The sequence below is a fragment of the Streptomyces globisporus genome (assembly GCF_003501885.1).
Taxonomy (GTDB): Bacteria; Actinomycetota; Actinomycetes; order Streptomycetales; family Streptomycetaceae; genus Streptomyces; species Streptomyces globisporus_D.
Genome location: NZ_QWFA01000014.1, coordinates 18,887 through 38,621 on the forward strand (window position 1 = coordinate 18,887; position 19,735 = coordinate 38,621).

Annotated in this window: 23 protein-coding genes and 1 pseudogene; 12 read left to right on the forward strand and 12 right to left on the reverse strand. The window is 71.1% G+C overall.

All coding sequences use genetic code 11. The features are described from left to right. Window positions 1-37: 37 nt before the first annotated feature. From D3105_RS04570 to D3105_RS04585, 4 genes are all read left to right on the forward strand, one after another. Entirely contained in the window at window positions 38-1,216 is a 1,179-nt protein-coding gene (locus D3105_RS04570) for an alpha/beta fold hydrolase (protein ID WP_118900232.1), read from the forward strand. A gap of 343 nt (window positions 1,217-1,559) precedes the next feature. Beyond that, window positions 1,560-2,039: a helix-turn-helix domain-containing protein gene (locus D3105_RS04575; RefSeq protein WP_118900233.1), complete on the forward strand. Its 480-nt coding sequence runs from the start codon at window positions 1,560-1,562 to the stop codon at window positions 2,037-2,039. A 35-nt stretch (window positions 2,040-2,074) separates the two neighbouring features. Then, complete coding sequence (locus D3105_RS04580) at window positions 2,075-2,758, forward strand: hypothetical protein (RefSeq protein ID WP_118900234.1); 684 nt, start codon at window positions 2,075-2,077, stop codon at window positions 2,756-2,758. A gap of 139 nt (window positions 2,759-2,897) precedes the next feature. Next, a complete protein-coding gene (locus D3105_RS04585) occupies window positions 2,898-3,233 on the forward strand; it encodes a DUF2516 family protein (RefSeq protein WP_118900235.1) in 336 nt (111 codons plus the stop codon). Here D3105_RS04585 and D3105_RS04590 read toward each other — a convergent pair. The 3 genes from D3105_RS04590 to D3105_RS04600 all read right to left on the reverse strand — a co-directional run bounded on the left by D3105_RS04590 (window position 3,215) and on the right by D3105_RS04600 (window position 7,051). Continuing rightward, window positions 3,215-4,564, reverse strand: a complete 1,350-nt coding sequence (locus D3105_RS04590) for a PP2C family protein-serine/threonine phosphatase (protein WP_118900236.1) — start codon at window positions 4,562-4,564, stop codon at window positions 3,215-3,217. The two genes, D3105_RS04585 and D3105_RS04590, sit on opposite strands and share 19 nt — an antisense overlap. 387 nt (window positions 4,565-4,951) lie before the next feature. Beyond that, the gene (locus D3105_RS04595) at window positions 4,952-6,037 is read right to left on the reverse strand and encodes a C40 family peptidase (protein WP_118900238.1); all 1,086 of its coding nucleotides are present in this window, start codon (window positions 6,035-6,037) and stop codon (window positions 4,952-4,954) included. Window positions 6,038-6,265: 228 nt separating this feature from the next. Beyond that, window positions 6,266-7,051 carry a class I SAM-dependent methyltransferase gene (locus D3105_RS04600; protein ID WP_118900240.1) on the reverse strand — a complete coding sequence of 262 codons (786 nt, stop codon included), beginning with the start codon at window positions 7,049-7,051 and terminating at the stop codon, window positions 6,266-6,268. A 202-nt stretch (window positions 7,052-7,253) separates the two neighbouring features. Here D3105_RS04600 and mshA point away from each other — a divergent pair, with 202 nt between their 5' ends. Beyond that, window positions 7,254-8,606, forward strand: coding sequence for a D-inositol-3-phosphate glycosyltransferase (gene mshA, locus D3105_RS04605; RefSeq protein WP_118900242.1), 1,353 nt, complete (start codon window positions 7,254-7,256; stop codon window positions 8,604-8,606). 91 nt (window positions 8,607-8,697) lie between these two features. Further along, window positions 8,698-9,210 (forward strand): YbjN domain-containing protein, encoded by a 513-nt coding sequence (locus D3105_RS04610; RefSeq protein ID WP_118900244.1) that lies wholly within the window; start codon window positions 8,698-8,700, stop codon window positions 9,208-9,210. Window positions 9,211-9,229: 19 nt separating this feature from the next. Here the strand turns inward: D3105_RS04610 and D3105_RS35170 are convergent. Next, a pseudogene (locus D3105_RS35170) lies at window positions 9,230-9,433 on the reverse strand (aminoglycoside phosphotransferase family protein); the annotation flags it as partial. 265 nt (window positions 9,434-9,698) lie between these two features. Here D3105_RS35170 and D3105_RS04620 point away from each other — a divergent pair. Beyond that, the gene (locus D3105_RS04620; RefSeq protein ID WP_118900246.1) at window positions 9,699-10,508 is read left to right on the forward strand and encodes a hypothetical protein; all 810 of its coding nucleotides are present in this window, start codon (window positions 9,699-9,701) and stop codon (window positions 10,506-10,508) included. Between the two features lie 63 nt (window positions 10,509-10,571). On the opposite strand, the gene D3105_RS04625 is transcribed toward D3105_RS04620, so the two are convergent. The 4 genes from D3105_RS04625 to D3105_RS04640 form a co-directional block, all read right to left on the reverse strand. Then, window positions 10,572-10,814: a hypothetical protein gene (locus D3105_RS04625; RefSeq protein WP_069738112.1), complete on the reverse strand. Its 243-nt coding sequence runs from the start codon at window positions 10,812-10,814 to the stop codon at window positions 10,572-10,574. Continuing rightward, window positions 10,811-11,059 carry a hypothetical protein gene (locus D3105_RS04630; RefSeq protein WP_010063563.1) on the reverse strand — a complete coding sequence of 83 codons (249 nt, stop codon included), beginning with the start codon at window positions 11,057-11,059 and terminating at the stop codon, window positions 10,811-10,813. Before D3105_RS04630 ends, D3105_RS04625 begins: the two co-directional genes overlap by 4 nt. 150 nt (window positions 11,060-11,209) lie before the next feature. After that, window positions 11,210-11,596 (reverse strand): YunG family protein, encoded by a 387-nt coding sequence (locus tag D3105_RS04635; protein WP_118900287.1) that lies wholly within the window; start codon window positions 11,594-11,596, stop codon window positions 11,210-11,212. Window positions 11,597-11,643: 47 nt separating this feature from the next. After that, entirely contained in the window at window positions 11,644-11,853 is a 210-nt protein-coding gene (locus D3105_RS04640; protein WP_240646800.1) for a hypothetical protein, read from the reverse strand. A gap of 100 nt (window positions 11,854-11,953) precedes the next feature. Here D3105_RS04640 and D3105_RS04645 point away from each other — a divergent pair, with 100 nt between their 5' ends. Then, window positions 11,954-12,694, forward strand: a complete 741-nt coding sequence (locus tag D3105_RS04645) for a class I SAM-dependent DNA methyltransferase (protein ID WP_118900250.1) — start codon at window positions 11,954-11,956, stop codon at window positions 12,692-12,694. Between the two features lie 34 nt (window positions 12,695-12,728). Here the strand turns inward: D3105_RS04645 and D3105_RS04650 are convergent, their stop codons facing one another. Then, window positions 12,729-13,151 carry a hypothetical protein gene (locus D3105_RS04650; protein WP_118900252.1) on the reverse strand — a complete coding sequence of 141 codons (423 nt, stop codon included), beginning with the start codon at window positions 13,149-13,151 and terminating at the stop codon, window positions 12,729-12,731. A gap of 250 nt (window positions 13,152-13,401) precedes the next feature. Between D3105_RS04650 and D3105_RS04655 the strand changes: the two genes are divergently transcribed. Further along, the gene (locus tag D3105_RS04655) at window positions 13,402-13,941 is read left to right on the forward strand and encodes a hypothetical protein (protein ID WP_118900254.1); all 540 of its coding nucleotides are present in this window, start codon (window positions 13,402-13,404) and stop codon (window positions 13,939-13,941) included. Between the two features lie 124 nt (window positions 13,942-14,065). Here the strand turns inward: D3105_RS04655 and D3105_RS04660 are convergent, their stop codons facing one another. Beyond that, a complete protein-coding gene (locus D3105_RS04660) occupies window positions 14,066-14,827 on the reverse strand; it encodes a phosphoglyceromutase (protein WP_010063558.1) in 762 nt (253 codons plus the stop codon). A 211-nt stretch (window positions 14,828-15,038) separates the two neighbouring features. Between D3105_RS04660 and D3105_RS04665 the strand changes: the two genes are divergently transcribed. Beyond that, window positions 15,039-16,367, forward strand: a complete 1,329-nt coding sequence (locus D3105_RS04665; protein ID WP_118900256.1) for an MDR family MFS transporter — start codon at window positions 15,039-15,041, stop codon at window positions 16,365-16,367. Window positions 16,368-16,450: 83 nt separating this feature from the next. On the opposite strand, the gene D3105_RS34450 is transcribed toward D3105_RS04665, so the two are convergent. Then, the gene (locus D3105_RS34450) at window positions 16,451-16,600 is read right to left on the reverse strand and encodes a hypothetical protein (RefSeq protein ID WP_165890962.1); all 150 of its coding nucleotides are present in this window, start codon (window positions 16,598-16,600) and stop codon (window positions 16,451-16,453) included. Between the two features lie 275 nt (window positions 16,601-16,875). Continuing rightward, window positions 16,876-17,553: a phosphate signaling complex protein PhoU gene (phoU, locus tag D3105_RS04670; RefSeq protein WP_006125649.1), complete on the reverse strand. Its 678-nt coding sequence runs from the start codon at window positions 17,551-17,553 to the stop codon at window positions 16,876-16,878. A 197-nt stretch (window positions 17,554-17,750) separates the two neighbouring features. Between phoU and D3105_RS04675 the strand changes: the two genes are divergently transcribed. Then, a complete protein-coding gene (locus tag D3105_RS04675; protein WP_006125648.1) occupies window positions 17,751-19,013 on the forward strand; it encodes a sensor histidine kinase in 1,263 nt (420 codons plus the stop codon). After that, window positions 19,010-19,690 (forward strand): response regulator transcription factor, encoded by a 681-nt coding sequence (locus D3105_RS04680; protein ID WP_003968183.1) that lies wholly within the window; start codon window positions 19,010-19,012, stop codon window positions 19,688-19,690. The genes D3105_RS04675 and D3105_RS04680 overlap by 4 nt, the downstream gene beginning before the upstream one ends. Window positions 19,691-19,735: the final 45 nt, after the last annotated feature.

Genomic DNA, 19,735 nt, shown 5'->3' on the forward strand with positions numbered 1-19,735 from the left:
TTGACCTGGACCGAGGTCCAGGGGCGAGGCTTGCGGCATGAGTGAGGCAGATGAGCTGTTCGGTATCGCGGAGGTCTCGGCAGCGATCGGTCTGGAGCCCGACACGTTGCGGTACTTCGAACGTCAGGGGGTCGTACCGTCTCCACGGCGCGACGGTGCGGGACGTCGCCGGTACACGACGGCCGACGTCGAGCTGATCCGCATGCTGGTCCATCTCCGCGAGACGGGGATGCCCCTGGCCGATATCGCGCAGTTCACCGGCGCCGACGGCAAGGCGACTGATCCGGCCAGGCTCCGGGTGGAGTTGCTGACGGCCCATCGCCGTCGTATCCACGACCGGCGCGAGGAGCTGGACCGTGCGCTCGACGTCATCACCCGGAAGATCGCGGACTTCAGCGACCGGATCGCGAGCCCGGTGGACCTCCTCGAACGCCCCGACTGCGCGATCGCCTACGGCGTCCAGGGTGAGGGCCCCCTGCTGTTCCTCGTCGGCGCGCCCGTCGGGCGGGCCGGGTTCGCGGCGCTGGCGCACGAACTCGCGGGCAGGTTCACCGTTGTCACCCACGACCCGCGCGGTGTCGGCGCCAGCCGCGCCGTCCCGGGGATGGCCGCGCCCACGCCCGAGGTCCTGGCCGAGGACCTCGCCGCACTGGTCGACAGTTTCACCGGAGGACCCGCCCTGTTCGCCGGTACCAGTGGCGGTGCCGTAACCCTGCTTGAGCTGGGTAAACGGCATCCCGACATGATCGGCCGGGCCGTCCTGCACGAGCCGCCCCTGGTGTCGCTCCTGGATGACGCGGACCTGGCCGCCCGGGCCGCGGCAGCGTTCGGCGCGGCGGAGGCCGACCCTCAGCGGGCCGTGCAGGAGTTCTTCGACCTCAGCGGCGCTGCTCACCGCACAGGACCGGATCAGACGCCTCCGGCGCATATGGCGCTCCCCGCGCTGCCGGCCGAGGAACTCGACAAGAACCGCTACTTCCTGGGGCGGATGGCCGGCCCCACGGTCTTCTACGATCCCGACATCGAGGCCGTCCGCCGCGTGCCGGTGACGCTGTGCGCCGGCTCGCTGAGCCACCACCAGATGGCGCGCCGGGCGACCCGGGCACTCTCCGGACTTCTGGAGCTGCCTCTGATCGACATGCCCGGCAACCACCTCGGCGCGAGCGCCGAGCCGGCGGAGTTCGCCCAGGCCCTCGGGCTCCTGCTCGAACCCTGAGCGCGCCCTCGTGCGATCGACGATGCTCTCGAACCGCTCGCTGTCCTGTTCTGCGATGTCGAAAGCCCCGAACCCGCCCTCACCGCTTCGGATCTGCACGTGGTGATGTGCTGTGCGCTGTGCACCTTTACCCGTACGCCGTGCTGAGCTGCCCTGTTGATGGGGAGTCGAACCCCCGCGTTGCTCTTCACGCGCCAGGAGTGGGCCGCAAAACCGCCTGAGTACACGAACGGGTCCGTCTCGCTCGATCCGTACTTCTGAGCGCCAGGTCTCGCTCGCGCCACGCGACACTTTTGCAAGCGCCTGCTTGCAAAAGTTAGCAAGGGTGTTGCACCATCGAGTCATGGCATCACTCAACGTCGGCAATCTCGGTGAGTACCTGCGGGAGCAGCGCCGTGCAGCGCAGCTCTCGCTGCGGCAGCTCGCCGATGCCACCGGGGTGTCCAACCCGTATCTCAGCCAGATCGAGCGCGGTCTGCGCAAGCCCAGCGCGGACGTGCTCCAGCAGGTCGCCAAAGCGCTGCGGATCTCGGCCGAGACCCTGTACGTCCGTGCGGGGATCCTCGACGAGCGGGAGCGGGAGGAGCTGGAGACGCGGGCGGTCATTCTGGCCGATCCGTCGATAAACGAGCGGCAGAAGAACGTTCTGCTGCAGATCTACGACTCCTTCCGCCGCGAGAACGGGTTCGCGCCCGGGCCCGACGGCGACATGAGCGCGGACGCGGACGCCGGCGCCGGCAGCGACGCGGGCGGCGATGCCGGGAGCCGTAACGGCGACGACGCCGGTACGGGCACCACCAAAGACCACGACCCTCACAGCTAGCAGCTGGTTCCGAGTGATCCGGGAGGACCACAGTCATGGCCATCACCGATGACCTGCGCAAGACCCTCACCGACCCCACCCCCCTCTACTTCGCCGCCGGTACGGCCGACCTGGCCGTCCAGCAGGCGCGCAAGGTTCCGGCGCTGATCGAGCAGCTGCGGGCCGAGGCGCCCGAGCGGATCGACGCCGTGCGCAACACCGACCCCAAGGCCGTGCAGGAGAAGGTGACCACGCAGGCCAAGGAGGCCCAGGCCACCGTGCAGGCGAAGGTCACCGAGGTCTTCGGTTCGTTCGACGCCGCCGACCTGAAGAAGCTCGGCGAGAACGCTCAGGACCTGGCGCTCCGCAGCGTGGGCGTGGCCGCCGAGTACGCGATCAAGGCCCGTGAGGCGTACGAGAAGGTCGCCGAGCACGGTGAGCAGACCGTACGGACCTGGCGCGGGGAGACGGCCGACGAGATCGTCGAGATCGCCGCCGTCGTCGAGGCCGAGCCGAAGGCCGCTCCGAAGCCCGCCACCTCCAAGGCCGCCCCGAAGAGCGCGGTCAAGAGCACACCGGCCGCCGGGGGCTCCGTGAAGGCCGCCCCGGCCAAGCCCGCCGCGACGAAGGCCGCGCCCGCTTCGGTGAAGGCCGCCGAGGCCAAGGCCGCGCCCGCCAGGAAGACGCCCGCGCCCCGCAAGCCCGCGGCGAAGAAGACCCCGCCGGCCGACGGCAAGTGACCCTCACGGGTCCTCGCGCGACGCTGTACGCGTGACCGGGGCTCGGGGCGGGCACCTTTACGGGTGGCCGGTTCGTTGTCCCGGTACCTTGGCCCTCTCGGCCGCAGGGCGCTCATCCACTCACTAGGCGGTACACAGCATGTTGCTCTCAGCATTCGGCTCACTCCTCCAGCTGCTCTATCTGGCGATGCTGGTGCTGGCCGTGGTCGCGTTCGTCTTCGCGGCGACCGCCCGTGAGGACGCCTACCGTGCCGCCGACAAGAAGAAGAAGTCGTTCTGGCTGATCATTCTCGGCATCGCCGTCGCCGTGAACCTGCTCATCCCGATGCTCTTCCTGCAGCTCGCGGGCGTCGTCGCGTCGATCGTGTTCATGGTCGACGTGCGCCCCGCGCTCAAGGAGGTCTCGGGCGGCGGCGGTCGCCGCGGCGGTTCCAGCAGCGACGGCCCGTACGGTCCCTACAACGGCGGGCGCTGAGCGCCCAGGGGGCGTGCGACGACGGGTGAGGCGGGGCGGGAGCGCGGTGCGCTGCCGCCCCCTCGTCGTATCCGCTCCGGATCGCGGCCCAGCAGCAGGACCGCCACATCGTCGGTCAGCTCGCCGCCGTTCAGCTCCCGCACCTCGGCGACCGCCGCCTCCAGCAGTTCCTCGCCCGCCAGGCCCTCGTCCAGCCGGCCGTTGACCATCGCCACCATGCCGTCCTGGCCGAGCCGCTCGCTGGTGCCGGCCCCCACCCGCCCCTCGATGAGCCCGTCGGTGTACATCATCAGGCTCCAGGCGGCGCCCAGCTCGACCTGGCGGCGCGGCCACCGGGCCCGCGGCAGCAGCCCCAGCGCCGGGCCGCCGTCCTCGTAGGGGAGCAGCCGGGCCGGCCGGCCGTGGCGGGCCAGCAGCGGCGCGGGGTGTCCGGCCAGGCAGAGTCCGGCCCGCCGCCCGTCCGGCGCGATGTCGACGGTGCACAGCGTCGCGAAGATCTCCTCGCTCTGCCGCTCGTGCTCCAGCACCTGCTGGAGCGTGGAGAGCAGCTCGTCCCCGCACAGCCCGGCCAGGGTCAGCGCCCGCCAGGCGATCCGCAGCTCGACGCCGAGCGCCGCCTCGTCCGGGCCGTGGCCGCAGACGTCGCCGATCATCGCGTGCACCGTGCCGTCCGGGGTGCGGACGACGTCGTAGAAGTCGCCGCCGAGGAGCGCGCGGCTGCGGCCGGGGCGGTAGCGGGCGGCGAAGCTGAGCCCGGAGCCCTCCAGCAGCGGGGTGGGGAGCAGGCCGCGTTCCAGGCGGGCGTTCTCCTGGGCGCGCAGCCGGGACTCGGTCAGCTGGTGCTGCGCCGTGTCGGCGCGCTTGCGCTCCACGGCGTACCGGATGGCGCGGCTCAGCACGCGGGCATCCAGCTCGCCCCGGAAGAGGTAGTCCTGAGCCCCGACGCGTACCGCCTCGGCCGCCAGCTCCGTGTCGTCCTCGGCGGTCAGCGCGAGGACCGCGTGCAGCGGGGCGATGCGCAGTACGTGGGTGAGGGCCGCCAGCTCGTCGGCCCGCCCGGAGACGGGGCCGTCGCCGGGGCCGCTGTCGGAGCCCGTGACCGGCAGGGCCAGGTCGAGCAGGATGCAGTCCACGTCGTCGGTGAGCAGCCGCGCCGCCTCGGTGAGGTTGCGGGCGGTACGGATACGGACCCGGGTCCCGGCCGCCGCCGAGAGCTCGGGGACGGTGATGGTGGTGCCCGCCGGGTCGTCCTCGATCACCAGCAGGGTGAGGTCGCCGTGGGAGGTCTCCGCAGCGGGCACGGAGCGCTGCTGCGGTACGGGTACGGGCATCGGTTCTGGTTTCCTTCCCTCCCCCCGAGGGCGCGGCGGGTCGACGATCGACGATCCGCCAGTCGGGGACGATAGCGGTCCGCGGTGGGGGAACGGAATGGCGCACGGGGACCGGTCCCTGTCATATGCGCCGTCATAAGCCGCGTCCCGACACGGATCCGGCGCGCTGGGCGGCCGTACGGGGGCGGAAGCGCCCATGACAAACATCACGCGCCCGCGGGCGGCGGCGTGGCCCCGCTCACAGGCGGCCGGGCCGCGGAGTTCACGGGCCGCTCCGGTCGCCCGGTTCGCGGCGCCCGGGTCACCTCGGTGGGACCCCTGCTCACGTGCCCGGGTCCCTCGGTGGGTTCCCCGTTCACCTGGCCCGGCGGCCCTGGGGCGGGCCCCCTACTTGTCCGGGCGGACCACTCCGAGGATCTTCATCGAGCCCGCGCCCGCCAGCGTGACGTTGCGGCCGGGGCGCGGTGAGTGAACGATCGCGCCGTCGCCGACGTACATTCCGACGTGGCTGGCGTCGGCGTGGTAGATGATCAGGTCGCCGGGGCGCATGTCCTGGATGTCGATGCGCGGCAGCAGCCGCCACTGCTCCTGCGAGGTGCGCGGGATCGGCCGCTTCGCCGCCAGCCAGGCCTGGGAGGTCAGACCGGAGCAGTCGTACGATCCGGGGCCCTCGGCCCCCCAGACGTACGGCTTGCCGATCTGCGCCGTCGCGAAGGCCACCGCCGCCGCGCCGGCCTCGCTCGCCTCGCCGCTGACGTCCTTGATCGCACCGGAGGAGAGCCAGGCGGCCTGTGCCTCGTTCGCCGCGTCCTGCTCCAGCCGGCGCAGCCGGTCGCGCTCCTTCTTCTCCAGCTGCGATTCGAGCTTCTCCGCCGCCTTGATCTGCGCGTTGATCTTCTTCTTGGCCTTGGCCTGCTTGACCCGGTTCGCTTCCAGCTTCTCCCAGTTGGCGCTGGCGTCCTGGGTGTACGTCTCCAGGTCCTGCTGCGTCTGGTTCAGCTCGGTCAGCAGCGACTTGGAGGCCTGCTGGCCCTGGCGGACCTTGTTGATCCCGTCCAGGAAGAGCTTCGGGTCGTTGCTCAGGGCCAGCTGCGCGCCGGGCGGCAGACCGCCGTTGCGGTACTGCTCGCGGGCCTGGGCGCCGGCCCGGTCCTTCAGCGCGGCGATACGCGCCTGGCCGTCGACGATCGCCTTGGCCAGCTTCACGATCTCGCCGGACTGCTTCTTCGTCTGCTCCTCGGCGAGGTTGTACGCATCGGTCGCCGCGCCCGCCTTCCGGTACAGCGTCTCGATCTGCTCGCGGACCTTCTCCAGGTCCGCGTTGGAATAGCGCTGCGGCGAGTCGGCCGGTGAGGAGGACGACGAGGGCGAGGGTTCCGGAACCGGGGCGGCCGCGGCCTGGCCCGTGGACGTCAGCAGGGCCAGCGCACAGACCAGCGTGATGGCGGCCGTGGCGCAGTGGCGTCGGTTCACGAGCTCCCCCTCCGGGCGCGTATCTGACTTACCGTCAGTAACTTTTCGGCAACGTCGCGATCGTGCCATGCCGTCCCCCAAAGCAACAGAGGCCGACGGCACCTGACGCGTCACATACCGCCCCTACAGGGCCACTTCGTCATCCCTGTCCGTCCCCCATCCACTGGGACGAACGATGCCCCCATGGCGTTCCCGTAGCGGGCGATCTCTGCCCGATCGGGGAAAAGTTCAGTGTCCGGTGGGCCGCAGCGCGTCCCACTCCACGGTGATCTCGCCCTGCCGCCACCGCCGTACCCCGTCCACCACCGGCCAGTCGGCCGCCACCGCCCGCACCGCCGCGATCCAGCGCTGCCGCGCACCCAGCGAGGCGTACGGGGAGGCCGCCGCCCACGCCCGGTCGAAGTCCCGCAGGAACGCGTGGACGGGTTCGCCCGGCACATTGCGGTGGATCAGGGCCTTCGGCAGCCGTTCCGCGAGGTCCGACGGGCGATCCAGCGAGCCGAGCCGGGTCGCGAAGGTGACCGTGCGCGGCCCCTCGGGGCCCAGGGCCACCCAGACGTGCCGGCGGCCGATCTCGTCGCAGGTCCCCTCCACCAGGAGCCCGTCCGCGTCGAGGCGGGTACACAGCCGCGCCCAGACCTCGGCGACCTGGTCCTCGTCGTACTGGCGCAGCACGTTCGCCGCCCGGATGAGCAGGGGCCGTACCGCCAGGGGCACCTCGAAGCCCCCGTGCGCGAAGGTGAGCCCCTCCCGCTCGTACGGCTTCGCCGCCGCGACCCGGTCCGGGGCGATCTCGATCCCCACCACGGCGGTGCGCGGCTCGGCGGTACGGAGCCGGTCCAGCAGTTCGACCGCGGTCCAGGGGGCCGCCCCGTACCCGAGATCGACGGCCACCGGCGTCCCGGCGCGGCGCAGCGCATGTCCGTGTACGTCGGCGATCCAGCGGTCCATGCGGCGCAGCCGGTTCGGGTTGGTGGTCCCGCGGGTGGCGGTGCCGATGGGGCGCTGGCGCATGGGTCGAGCGTATGCGACGTGGTGCGGGGTACCCGGTTCCGCCTGATCCGGCCCGGGCCGGGCGGGCGCGCGGTGCGACGCGCCGTGGGCCGCGTAATGATTTGGCAAAGCGGAAATGAAAGGCGGCATTCCACTGTTTCGACCTTCGGAGGGCCCCCAGGCCTTCCCCCGCAGCATGCCCCTATCGAGGAGGACCGACGAGGTGAGCCAGTACGTCTCCCGGCTCGGCTCCACCCGGACGGCCGCGCGGCTCAGGTTCCCCGGAGGCTTCTCCGGGGCCTCCCGCAAGCCGCGCCGCATCGCGATGCTCTCCGTGCACACCTCCCCGCTCCACCAGCCCGGTACCGGCGACGCGGGCGGGATGAACGTCTACATCGTCGAGCTGGCCAAGCGCCTCGCCGCGATCAACATCGAGGTCGAGATCTTCACCCGGGCCACCACCGGCTCCCTGGCGCCCGCGGTCGAGCTGGCCCCCGGCGTCCTGGTCCGGCACGTCGACGCCGGACCGTACGAAGGTCTCGCCAAGGAAGACCTGCCCGCCCAGCTCTGCGCCTTCACCCACGGTGTGATGCAGGCCTGGGCCGGTCAGCGCCCCGGCTACTACGACCTCGTGCACTCCCACTACTGGCTCTCCGGCCAGGTCGGCTGGCTGGCGGCCCAGCGCTGGGGCGTCCCGCTCGTGCACGCCATGCACACCATGGCCAAGGTCAAGAACGCCGCGCTCGCCGAGGGCGACACCCCCGAGCCGCCCGCCCGGGTCATCGGCGAGACCCAGATCGTGAACGCCTCCGACCGGCTGATCGCCAACACCGCCGAGGAGGCCGACGAGCTCGTCCGCTTCTACGGTGCCGACCCGGCCGCCGTCGCCGTCGTGCACCCGGGAGTCAACCTGGACCGCTTCCGCCCCGCCGACGGCCGCGCCGCCGCCCGGGCCCGGCTCGGCCTGCCCCAGGACGCACTGATCCCGCTCTTCGCGGGCCGCATCCAGCCGCTGAAGGCCCCGGACGTGCTGCTGCGCGCGGTGGCCGTGCTGCTGGAGAGGGATCCGTCGCTGCGCTCGCGCATCGTGGTGCCGGTGGTCGGCGGGCCGAGCGGCAGCGGGCTCGCCAAGCCCGAGGGGCTCCAGAAGCTGGCCGCGCGGCTCGGCATCGCCGATGTCGTACGGTTCTGTCCGCCGGTGGGCCAGGACCTGCTGGCGGACTGGTTCCGGGCCGCGTCGGTGCTGGTCATGCCGTCGTACAGCGAGTCCTTCGGCCTGGTCGCCATCGAGGCCCAGGCGACCGGTACGCCGGTGGTCGCTGCGGCCGTGGGCGGGCTCCCGGTCGCGGTGCGCGACGAGGTCAGCGGCTTCCTGATACCCGGGCACGAGCCGGAGGCGTACGCCCGCGCGCTCGGGCGGTTCGCGGACGCGCCGGAGCTGGTCGAGCGGATGGGGGCGGCCGCCGCGGCGCACGCCCAGTCCTTCGGCTGGGACACAGCGGCATCGGCGACCGCCGACGTGTACACGGCCGCGCTCTGCGACCACCGCCGCCGGGCCCGGGCGCACCACGGCTGACCCGCCCGGGGCGCATCAGGGCCGAGGTCCGGCGCGCACCACGGCCGAGGCCCCTCCTGCCGCCCGCACCGGGCTGTCGTACGCTCGCTGCATGGCTGACGCACCCGACGAGACAGCAGCGGCCCAGGTCATCGAGGCGACGCTGAACGATGCCGGACTCGCATGGGAGAGCCCGGAGCGCGGCAACTACGTCGTGACCCTGCCGGGCACCCGCAAGCTGTCGACGACCTGTTCCCTGATCGTCGGCAAGCACTCCCTCTCCCTCAACGCGTTTGTCGTCCGGCACCCGGACGAGAACGACGCCGAGGTGCACCGCTGGCTCCTGGAGCGCAACCTCCGCCTGTTCGGGGTGAGTTACGCGATCGACTCGCTCGGCGACGTCTACCTGGTCGGCAAGCTCCCCCTGTCGGTGGTCACCGCCGAGGAGCTGGACCGGCTGTTCGGCGTGATCCTCGAAGCGGCCGACGGGGCGTTCAACACCCTGCTGGAGCTGGGTTTCGCGAGCTCGATCCGCAAGGAGTACGCCTGGCGGGTGGCGCGCGGCGAGTCCACCCGGAACCTGGACGCGTTCAGCCATCTGACCCGGGACGTGTCGGGCAGCTGACCAACCGGCGCTCGCCTCCATCTGGGGTGGCGACGCACCCGCCGCGGGCTTCGGCGTACCCGGCGAGGGAATCCCCGTCCCGCTCGATGTCCCCGAAGAGCACGAGCGAGACGAAATCGGCCACCGGGTCGCCCGTGACCAGCAGGTTTCCCGGCCACAGGTCGAAGTGCACGAGGGCGGGCCGGGTCACCTCGTTCAGGACGGGGGTCTCGGCGTCGGCGAGGCGGCGGTGCAGAACGCGACCTCGTTGACCAGGAGATCGCGCGACACGCGGATGACGTCCTTTCGGGAGGGTTGTACAGCCCTTCCGCACAGTGCATTCACAGGATGATCACAACGGAATCACGATCACGGAAGGGCGTTGCCGGACCGGACTTCGCTCACGGGTTCGATCGTAAGGTGTGCATCACTGCGACGGCCCGTCCCAGACGGCGTCGAAGTGCCGTACGGAAGAGGGGCGGTTGCTCACCGAACCGGAGAGAAGAACCATGCGCGCCACTGCCGTACGACGTACCGCCCTCGCCGCCTCCGCGGCCGCCCTCGCCCTGCTGGCCACCGCCTGCAGCGGCTCGTCGGACGCCGACGCCAAGGACGGCAAGGACGAGAAGGGCGCAGCGAACGGAAGCAGCTCGGCCCCGAAGACCCCGGCCAAGGCGCTCACCGCCGCCGAGCTGGAGAAGGCCACCCTCGCCCAGGGCGACGTGGAAGCCACGAAGATCACCAAGGCCGGTCCGGCCGACGAGGTCCCGGCGGACGGCGTCAAGGTCGACAAGGAGGCCTGCCTTCCGGTCGCCCACGCCATGTACGGCGTGGCGCAGGACGGGGCGGTGGCCACCACGAAGCGCAAGGTGATCGACGAGCCGAAGGCCGACGGCAAGAAGTCGCTGGAGGACGTGGCGAAGGGCGAGGGCGCTGACGCGTTTGCCGACGCCTTCAACCTGACGTCCACGTCGGTCGCGCTGCACTCGTACGAGGGGACGGCGGGCCCGGACGCGTTCGCCGCGCTGAAGAAGGCCGCGGCGGAGTGCGCGGGCGGCTTCACCGCCACGGTGGCGGGGACGTCGACGAAGGTCGTCTCGATGACCGAGGAGAAGGTCACCGGCGGCGACGAGGCCCTGGCCTGGACGGTCACCTCCGAGAACGACGGCACCGCCATGCCGGTCAAGCTGGTGGCCCTGCGCAAGGGCGGCAGCATGGCGACGTTCTTCGCCTTCAACCTGGCGGCGGCGGGCGGCGGCGACGTGAAGTTCGGGCTGCCGACCGCGGTCGTGGCGGCGCAGGACAAGAAGCTCGCCTGACGAACGCCCGCGGCGCCTCTGTCCTGATCCACCACGGGGCGGGGGCGCCGCGGCCGTGGGGGATCAGGGCAGAGGCACGAGCCGGACGACGGTCACGGTCAGGACGGACCGGGAGACGTAATAGAGGACGATGGCCCCGGCGACGGTCGCCTCACGGCGGTCCCGCTCGCTCTTGACGGCGGAGGAGGCGTGCCCGTACGGCTCCTCGCCGAGGGTGCGGACCATCTCGTCCCGGAAGGACTCGCCGCCGCGCATCTTGGCCAGGGTGTCGTCGGCGGGCGGTGCGTAGGAGATGCGGAAGCTCAAGCGACGCTCCGCCTCTCGGCCTCATCCCGCGCCAGCCGGTCCAGGATCTTCTCGGCCTCGGGATCGGGGACGGCCTCCAGCATCCAGTGCCGCATGACGGCCTGGATCTCGTGCACCCCCGCCTCGTTGATCGCGAGATCGAACTCCTCGCGTCTCTCCTCGGGGAGCGTGGCCCGGATGTCCGGGATGCTGTTAGGCACCTCGACCTCGGTACCGCCGACGAAGGTCTTCAGAGACTCACCCATGATCGCTCTCCTCGATCTCCTTGCCCTGGAGGGTCGCCGTCACGGGCGGTGTGACGGCATGGGCTCACCGTAGTGCGTACGAGGCGCGTTTCGGCCGACCCGGCCGGGCACGGATCGGCCACGGATCAGGTCCGACGCGGCACTTCGGCCTCAGCTCCGCCCGAGCTTGGCCGCGACCCGGTCGCGCAGGAGCGCGTACTCCTCCTGGAGCCTCGGCAACTCCCCGGGCGGCCGGACGACGACCTCACCGCCCACGACGACCTCCTCGGGCCCGAACTGCTCCCGGGTCAGATCGATCTCGACGCCCATGCCCAGCCGGTTCCACCAGTGGAAGTCGGTACGCACCCCGTCGACATGCACCTCACCCCGGACCAGCTCCCCGCCGAGCAGGTCGTTGAGCACCATGGCGGTGACCCCGCACTGATCACGCGCCGGATTGTCCGGGGTCCAGCGGTCGCGGGACTCCGGAGTGCAGGTCTCGGCGCTCCAACTGCTGCGCAGGGCCTGCTCGATGTCGGTGAGAAGGTGAATCGTCATGATGGCCATCGTGGCAGGGGGCACTGACAACGCGGCCGCTCCGCGCCTCAGCTGCCGTCGGCGACCGTACGGCGGTCGCGCCGCCGCTTGACCAGGAGGACGGCCAGGTGGGCCGTGGCGAGGGCGGCGGTGATGCCGGCCAACGCCCGTACGTAGAGAGGGCTTCCGGAGCTCGCCGCGGCCCAGAACGCCACGACGGCGAGGAACGCCAGGTAGCCCGGTGTGTCGAGATACGACCGCTTCCCGGCCACTGCCACCCCCACTTCCTCGGCCCACCGACCGGCGGAACCGACCGCCCCCATTGTCCCCGATAATTACGTCGACAGAGGCTGCGGGCGCCCTGCAGAGTGGTCGCCCGTGACCAGCAGCGAACTGTGGACCCGAGAGACCGCCGACCGCTACGACGCCGAAGAGGCCGAGAACTCCTCCCCAGCCGTCCTCGAACCGACCCTCGACTTCCTCGCCGAACTCGCCGGCGACGGCCGGGCCCTGGAGTTCGCCATCGGCACGGGCCGCGTGGGCGTACCTCTGCGGCAACGCGGCGTACCGGTGACGGGCATCGAACTCTCCGAGCCGATGGCGGCGGTGCTCCGCCGCAAGGTAGACGAGGAGACACTCCCGGTGGTGATCGGGGACATGGCCACGACGGCCGTCCCCGGCGAGTTCACCCTGGTCTACCTCGTCTACAACACCATCGGGAACCTGCTCACCCAGGACGAACAGGTCGCATGCTTCGAGAACGCGGCCCGTCATCTGGCCCCCGGCGGCCGGTTCGTCATCGAACTGACCGTACCGCCGCTGCGATTCCTGCCGCCCGGCCAGGTCGCCGTGCCGTTCGACGTGTCCGAGCGGCACCTCGGCTTCGACACCTTCGACCTGGTCGAGCAGACCCTCGTCTCGCACCACTTCACCCGCGACGGCGACGACGGCCGCTACCGCCGAGGCACCTGCCGCCAGCGCTACGCCTGGCCGGCCGAGCTGGACCTCATGGCCCGCATCGCGGGACTGGACCTGGAACGCCGGGTCGGGGACTGGGACGGGACGCCGTTCGCGGACAGTTCCGGCAAGCACATCTCTGTGTGGCGCAAGCCGGTCTGAGGTCATCCTGGGGTGGGCGGCCCGCTCAAGGAGCTCACATGCGCTTGAGCCCGATGCACTGGAGGACGGCGAAGCCGCCGACCGTCAGGCTCTGCAGCACGATCCAGACCGCACCGACGCCCGTCGGAGACAGCGCACCGGAGATCACGACCACCAGGCTGAGCACGACCCAGAGCATGTTCGCCACGATGACCGCGATCAGTCCCGTGCGGCTGACCTCCTTCCGCGTCCCGATGGCAAGCACTCCCACCGCGTAGAGGAGCAGGAACGCCCCGACGGGGTACTGGACTGCCGTCGGGACGCCGAAGAAGGAGTCGAGGACCGTGGCGAGCGCCAGGTACGCGATGCCGTTGAGGCCGGTGGCCACCGCGTCCAGCTTGAGCGCCAGCCGCGCGAAACCGTCGGTTCCCGTTGCCCTTGCGTCTGAGGCAACCCGGTCGTACTGCGTCGAAGCCATTGTTGTCTTCCTTTCGTGCACAAGGGAGTTGCCCGATACGGAAGAGGAATCTCCGCGGGGCCGCCGAACAGTGCTGAAGTTAGGCGGCCCCCTGGAGGGCATCAATTACCTCCGAGGTAATCAGCCCGGAGCACCCGGCGGTCCGCGCTCACACGGCCTCGGGACTGGTGGACTCGCAGGGTGAGGCCATGCGTCTTCCGGCCACGAAACCTGCTCGACCGAGACGCGCCCCGAAGGCAAGGATGAGCGAGTGACGTCGACCGAAGCAGCAGCAATCGCGCTACAGGACAATGCCGCTCTCTGGAGTGCGGGGGAAATCAGTGCGAGCGAAATCGTCGATGCCGCCTGTGATGCCCTCGTCGCGGGACTCGACACTCCCGGCCTTCGGATCCTCGCCGCCCGCACGCGCGCCGAGGCGGACTACGACGTCCACGACCTGCTTCCCCCAGCACTTGACGAACTCGGCCTCACCTTCCGTCCGGCAGCCGACGAGGCCGCCCAAGAAGCCGTCGTGCGAGCGCTCGCACGACGCATGCTCGCCGGCGACCTGGAACCTCGGGAGCTCACGTTCCGGATCCACCAGCGCTACGGACACGAACTGCCCCTGACGGAACGGCTTGCCGAGCTCGACGACGAGTACGACATTCTCGAATACGGCGACAGAACCGTGGACCAGGTCGACGCCGAGGTCACGGCCGAGGCCCGCCGCCTGGCCGCCCGTCCCCGCGTTCCCGCCGAACACAAGGGCGTCCCCGGTGTCGGGGACGAGTGGAACAGCCAGTCTCGGTGAGAAGCATCCTGGTCCGTGCTTTTCGCAGATGACCAGCTGTTCTGGCTACCGCCCCGGCGGGCCGAGAAACGCGATGGCCCCTCACCTGCCCGAAAAACGCAGGTGAGGGGCCTGATCACTTTCGCTACTTCTTCTTGCCCTGGTTCTTCACGGCCTCGATCGCGGCCTTCGCCGCGTCCGGGTCGAGGTACGTGCCGCCCGGCTTCAGCGGCTTGAAGTCGGCGTCGAGCTCGTAGGAGAGCGGGATGCCGGTCGGGATGTTGAGGCCCGCGATGTCCTCGTCCGAGATGCCGTCCAGGTGCTTCACCAGGGCGCGGAGGCTGTTGCCGTGCGCGGCGACCAGGACCGTGCGGCCCGTGAGGAGGTCCGGGACGATGCTGTCGAACCAGTACGGGAGCATGCGGACGACGACGTCCTTCAGGCACTCCGTGTCCGGGCGCAGCTCCGGGGGGAGCGTCCCGTAGCGCGGGTCGTCGAACTGGCTGTACTCCGCGTCGCGGGCCAGCGGCGGCGGCGGGGTGTCGTACGAGCGGCGCCACAGCATGAACTGCTCCTCGCCGAACTCGGCGAGCGTCTGCGCCTTGTCCTTGCCCTGGAGCGCACCGTAGTGGCGCTCGTTCAGGCGCCAGGAGCGGCGGACCGGGATCCACAGGCGGTCGGCGGACTCCAGGGCCAGCTGCGCGGTGCGGATCGCGCGGCGCTGGAGGGAGGTGTGCAGGACGTCGGGGAGCAGACCGGCGTCCTTGAGCAGCTCACCGCCGCGGACTGCTTCCTTCTCGCCCTTTTCGGTGAGGTTGACGTCCACCCAACCGGTGAACAGGTTCTTCGCGTTCCATTCGCTCTCGCCATGGCGGAGGAGGATCAGCTTGTACGGTGCGTCGGCCATGAGCCCGAGCGTAATCGAACCCGTGCGAACCCCGCGCGCCCGCCCGTAACGCGGACAGCGCCGGGCCCCGGGCGCCCGGCGTGCGGACGATTGACGGGCGGCGTCAATCCAGTGGCGGGCGGGGAACCGGGCTTCGTAATGTCTCGAACGGTGTCGGGGGTGTTACCCGAGGCCCGTCTAAACGTCCGTACGTCCCGTGGGGGGAATCCTTATGTCCGTCGCCGGTCTGCGCACAGCCGCCCGCGAGACCGTCTCCGGGATGCCCCGCGAGTTCTGGTGGCTGTGGACCAGCACCCTGGTCAACCGCCTCGGCGCGTTCGTCGCGACCTTCATGGCCCTCTACCTGACCCTGGACCGGGGCTACTCCGCCTCGTACGCGGGTCTCGTCGCCGCCCTCCACGGGCTCGGCGGGGTCATCTCCTCGCTCGGCGCCGGCGTGATGACCGACCGGCTCGGGCGGCGGCCCACCATGCTGATAGCCCAGACGTCCACCGCCGTCTCCGTGGCGGTGCTCGGGTTCATGCAGCACCCCTTCGCCATCGCCGCCGTGGCGTTCTTCGTCGGCATGGCGAGCAACGCGTCCCGCCCCGCCGTGCAGGCGATGATGGCGGACATCGTGCCCCCGAAGGACCGCGTCCGGGCCTTCTCGCTCAACTACTGGGCCATCAACCTCGGCTTCGCGATCTCCTCCGCCGGGGCCGGTTTCATCGCCGAGTACAGCTACCTCGTCGGCTTCATCGGCGAGGCCCTCATGACCCTCGTCTGCGCCGTCCTCGTCTTCCTGAAGGTGCCGGAGTCACGGCCCGAGGAAGCCGTGGTCAAGACCGTCGCCGGCAAGCGGCCCCAGGACGAGGTGCGGCTGACCACCGTCCTGCGAGACGGCCGCTTCATGGGCGTGGTGGGGCTGTCGTTCCTGGTGTCGCTGATCTTCCAGCAGGGGTACGTGGGGCTGCCGGTGGCCATGGGCACGGACGGGCTGTCCAGCTCCGACTTCGGCACCGCCATCGCCGTCAACGGCGTGCTGATCGTGGTCCTCCAGATCCCCGTCACCCGCTTCATCCAGGACCGCGACCCGCGCCGACTGCTGATCATCTCCTCGCTGCTCGCCGGGTACGGCTTCGGGCTCACCGCCTTCGCCGGGTCGGTCGCGGCGTACGCCCTCACCGTCTGCGTCTGGACGCTGGCCGAGATCGTGAACGCGCCCACCCAGACCGGGATCGTCGTCCAGCTCTCGCCCGCGAAGGGCCGGGGCCGCTACCAGGGCATGTACACGATGTCCTGGTCGGTGGCCGCGCTCGTCGCGCCGCTGATGTCCGGCTTCGTGATCGACCACTACGGCGCCGCCTGGCTCTGGGCCGCCTGCGCCGTCATCGGGACCGTCGCCGGACTCGGCTACTGGCTGCTGATGCGCAACCTGCCGCGCGAGGAGCACCCCGCGGCGGACGCCCTGCCCGGGCCCGCGCCCGTCCCGGCCGAGGCCCGCCCGGACCAGGCCGAACCGGAGGCCGCACCCGCGGCGGCGGTCGAGCGGGCCTGCTGAAAAGCGGCGCGCGGTGCCCATCCGGAACGGGGGTCCGGGCGGGCACCGCGCGCTTCTCGTACGTGTACCTGTCCGGGGACGGGTCAGCCGCAGCAGCCGCCGCACTGGCACGGGGCACCGGACTGGCAGCCGCACCCGCAGCCCGACCCGCATCCGCAGGCGCCGAGCAAGGTCAGGTGCACCACTTCGGTCGGGGTCTCCTGCTGGGGTTCGGTCGTGGGGGAATCGGCCATGGTCCCTCCTCAGGGCATACGGCTGGGCGGCGGACGCCGGTGCGCCGCCGCCGGGGACGTACGGCACGACCCACCGCTCACGGCCATGGCGCCGCCCCCGCCCCATTGCATGCCCATCCCGGCGGGCGCATCAACGGCGCACACGCGCAGGAACGTAAGTGCGACTCGCGTGCGCCGGTGGAGCGCCGGTGGTACGCCGGAGGCGCCCCGGCCCGTCCCCCGCACGCCCTCGACCGTGCGCCGGCGACCGTGCCCCGCCGACCCCACGCCCTCGCTTACGCGCCCTCGACCGGCGCCGCCGCCTGGATCTCGTCCGCGTGCTCACCCGTCACCAGGTAGACCACGCGCTTGGCGACCGACACCGCGTGGTCGGCGAAGCGCTCGTAGTAGCGGCCCAGCAGCGTCACGTCGACGGCCGTCTCGATGCCGTGCTTCCAGCGGTCGTCCATCAGGTGCTGGAACAGCGTGCGGTGCAGCAGGTCCATCTCGTCGTCGTCCTGCTCCAGCTGGAGCGCCAGATCGACGTCCTTGGTGATGATGACCTCGGCCGCCTTCGCCATCAGGCGCTGGGCGAGCTGGCCCATCTCCAGAATGGTGGCGTGCAGGTCGTGCGGGACCGCCGACTGCGGGAAGCGCAGCCGGGCCAGCTTCGCCACGTGCTGGGCGAGGTCGCCCGAGCGCTCCAGGTCGGCGCTCATCCGCAGCGAGGTCACCACGATGCGCAGGTCCGTGGCCACCGGCTGCTGGCGGGCCAGGAGCGCGATGGCGCGGGCCTCCAGGTCGTGCTGGAGGTCGTCGACCTTCTGGTCGCCGGCGATCACGTTCTCCGCCAGCGTCAGGTCGGCGTCGAGCATGGACGTGGTCGCCCGCCCGATCGCCGAGCCGACCAGCCGGGCCATCTCGACCAGGCCTTCGCCGATCGAATCGAGTTCCTCGTGGTAAGCGTCGCGCATGGAAGTCCCTCTCCAGTTCCAACTGAGGCCGGGGTCTCGGACCGACCCCCACGGTGCCACGGTGGGGCCGTAACGCGTCCGGATCCGGCCCCCTAAGTGAACCGGCTCCTACCCCTCGGTGAACTCTGGGCGACGAGTGTTCGAGATGGCACTCGGACGGCTGGGAGGGACTCGTCGCACCCGCATAACCTTGAAGCATGGACGTGAACGCGGCGGTCGCCGCAGCTGCGGCGATTGCCGGTCTCCTGACCGGTGTGATCGCCATGCTGGCGTTCCGCTGGAGCGAGCGCGACCTGAAACGGCCCACGCGCACCTCGCTGCGGCCCGACAGCAACGCCGCTCTTCCCCCCGGAGTGGACACCGTCCTCTCCGTTCTCAGCTCCTCCGCCGTCGTCCTCGACGAGAGCGACAGCGTGGTCAAGGCCAGCTCGGCGGCGTACGCCCTCGGCCTGGTGCGAGGCGGCCGACTGGCCGTCGAGCCGATGCTCAACATGGCCAGGGACACCCGGCGGGACGGCGAGATACGACAGGTCGAGCTGGACCTGCCCCGGCGCGGTACGGGCCGGGGGGACACCCTCGCCGTCTCCGCCCGGGTCGCCCCGCTCGGCTCGCGGCTGGTGCTGCTGCTCGTCGAGGACCTCACCGAGGCCCGCCGGATAGAAGCGGTGCGGCGCGACTTCGTCGCCAACGTCAGCCACGAGCTCAAGACCCCGACCGGAGCGCTCTCCCTGCTCTCCGAGGCGGTCATGGACGCCTCCGACGACCCGGAGGCGGTCGAGCGGTTCGCCGGGCGGATGCAGATCGAGGCAACCCGGCTCACCAACCTCGTCCAGGAGCTCATCGACCTCTCCCGGGTGCAGAACGACGACCCGCTGGAGGACGCCGAGCCGGTCAAGGTGGAGACGCTGGTCGCCGAGGCGATCGACCGCTGCCGCCAGCAGGCCGGCTCGAAACAGATCACCATGGCCTCCGCGGGCGCCGAGGGCCTCACGGTCTGGGGCAACCGCGGCCAGCTCGTCGGGGCCCTCGGCAACCTCGTCGAGAACGCCGTCAACTACAGCCCCGCCCACACCCGCGTCGGCATCGCCGCACGCCGCCTCGCCTCGCCCGGCGGGGACCTCATCGAGATAGCCGTCACCGACCAGGGCATCGGCATCTCCGAGAAGGACCGCGAACGGGTCTTCGAACGCTTCTACCGCGTCGACCCGGCCCGCTCACGGGCCACCGGTGGCACCGGTCTCGGCCTCGCCATCGTCAAACACGTGGCCGCCTCGCACGGCGGGGAGGTCACCGTCTGGAGCTCCGAGGGACAGGGCTCCACCTTCACCCTCCGGCTGCCCGAAACGGGCGCCACGAGGGAGCGCACCACCGGCGGACCGCTTATCGTCAACGGCGACGACGAGGGGCCGTACGAGACCGACACCTTTGACCCCTTCCCTGCCCCGGAGGCTCTTCCGTGACCCGAGTGCTTGTCGTCGAGGATGAGGAATCCTTCAGCGACGCCCTGTCCTACATGCTGCGCAAGGAAGGTTTCGAGGTCGCCATCGCGGCGACCGGCCCCGACGGTCTGGACGAGTTCGAGCGCAACGGCGCCGACCTGGTCCTCCTCGACCTGATGCTGCCCGGCCTGCCCGGCACCGAGGTGTGCCGCCAGCTCCGCAGCCGGTCCAACGTCCCGGTGATCATGGTCACCGCCAAGGACAGCGAGATCGACAAGGTCGTCGGGCTGGAGATAGGAGCCGACGACTACGTCACCAAGCCCTTCTCCTCCCGCGAGCTCGTCGCCCGCATCCGGGCCGTCCTGCGCCGCCGCGGCGAGCCGGAGGAGGTCACCCCGGCCGCCCTGGAGGCGGGCCCGGTCCGGATGGACGTCGACCGGCACGTCGTCACCGTCTCCGGCGGCAAGGTCGACCTCCCGCTCAAGGAGTTCGACCTCCTGGAGATGCTCCTGCGCAACGCGGGCCGCGTGCTCACCCGCATGCAGCTCATCGACCGGGTCTGGGGCGCGGACTACGTCGGCGACACCAAGACCCTCGACGTCCACGTCAAGCGCCTGCGCGCCAAGATCGAGCCCGACCCGGGCGCCCCGCGCTACCTCGTCACCGTGCGGGGCCTGGGGTACAAGTTCGAGCCGTAAGCCGTAAGCCGCACGGTCCCGTGTACGCCGAAGGGGCGCTTCCCG

What these genes read in the sequence shown, in the direction of transcription:
- D3105_RS04570 (WP_118900232.1), top strand. Translation starts at nt 38, where the DNA reads ATGAGTGAGGCAGATGAGCTGTTCGGTATCGCGGAGGTCTCGGCAGCG.
- D3105_RS04575 (WP_118900233.1), top strand. Translation starts at nt 1,560, where the DNA reads ATGGCATCACTCAACGTCGGCAATCTCGGTGAGTACCTGCGGGAGCAG.
- D3105_RS04580 (WP_118900234.1), top strand. Translation starts at nt 2,075, where the DNA reads ATGGCCATCACCGATGACCTGCGCAAGACCCTCACCGACCCCACCCCC.
- D3105_RS04585 (WP_118900235.1), top strand. Translation starts at nt 2,898, where the DNA reads ATGTTGCTCTCAGCATTCGGCTCACTCCTCCAGCTGCTCTATCTGGCG.
- D3105_RS04590 (WP_118900236.1), bottom strand. Translation starts at nt 4,564, where the DNA reads ATGCCCGTACCCGTACCGCAGCAGCGCTCCGTGCCCGCTGCGGAGACC.
- D3105_RS04600 (WP_118900240.1), bottom strand. Translation starts at nt 7,051, where the DNA reads ATGCGCCAGCGCCCCATCGGCACCGCCACCCGCGGGACCACCAACCCG.
- D3105_RS04610 (WP_118900244.1), top strand. Translation starts at nt 8,698, where the DNA reads ATGGCTGACGCACCCGACGAGACAGCAGCGGCCCAGGTCATCGAGGCG.
- D3105_RS04620 (WP_118900246.1), top strand. Translation starts at nt 9,699, where the DNA reads ATGCGCGCCACTGCCGTACGACGTACCGCCCTCGCCGCCTCCGCGGCC.
- D3105_RS04630 (WP_010063563.1), bottom strand. Translation starts at nt 11,059, where the DNA reads ATGGGTGAGTCTCTGAAGACCTTCGTCGGCGGTACCGAGGTCGAGGTG.
- D3105_RS04635 (WP_118900287.1), bottom strand. Translation starts at nt 11,596, where the DNA reads ATGACGATTCACCTTCTCACCGACATCGAGCAGGCCCTGCGCAGCAGT.
- D3105_RS04650 (WP_118900252.1), bottom strand. Translation starts at nt 13,151, where the DNA reads ATGGCTTCGACGCAGTACGACCGGGTTGCCTCAGACGCAAGGGCAACG.
- D3105_RS04660 (WP_010063558.1), bottom strand. Translation starts at nt 14,827, where the DNA reads ATGGCCGACGCACCGTACAAGCTGATCCTCCTCCGCCATGGCGAGAGC.
- D3105_RS04665 (WP_118900256.1), top strand. Translation starts at nt 15,039, where the DNA reads ATGTCCGTCGCCGGTCTGCGCACAGCCGCCCGCGAGACCGTCTCCGGG.
- D3105_RS34450 (WP_165890962.1), bottom strand. Translation starts at nt 16,600, where the DNA reads ATGGCCGATTCCCCCACGACCGAACCCCAGCAGGAGACCCCGACCGAA.
- phoU (WP_006125649.1), bottom strand. Translation starts at nt 17,553, where the DNA reads ATGCGCGACGCTTACCACGAGGAACTCGATTCGATCGGCGAAGGCCTG.
- D3105_RS04675 (WP_006125648.1), top strand. Translation starts at nt 17,751, where the DNA reads ATGGACGTGAACGCGGCGGTCGCCGCAGCTGCGGCGATTGCCGGTCTC.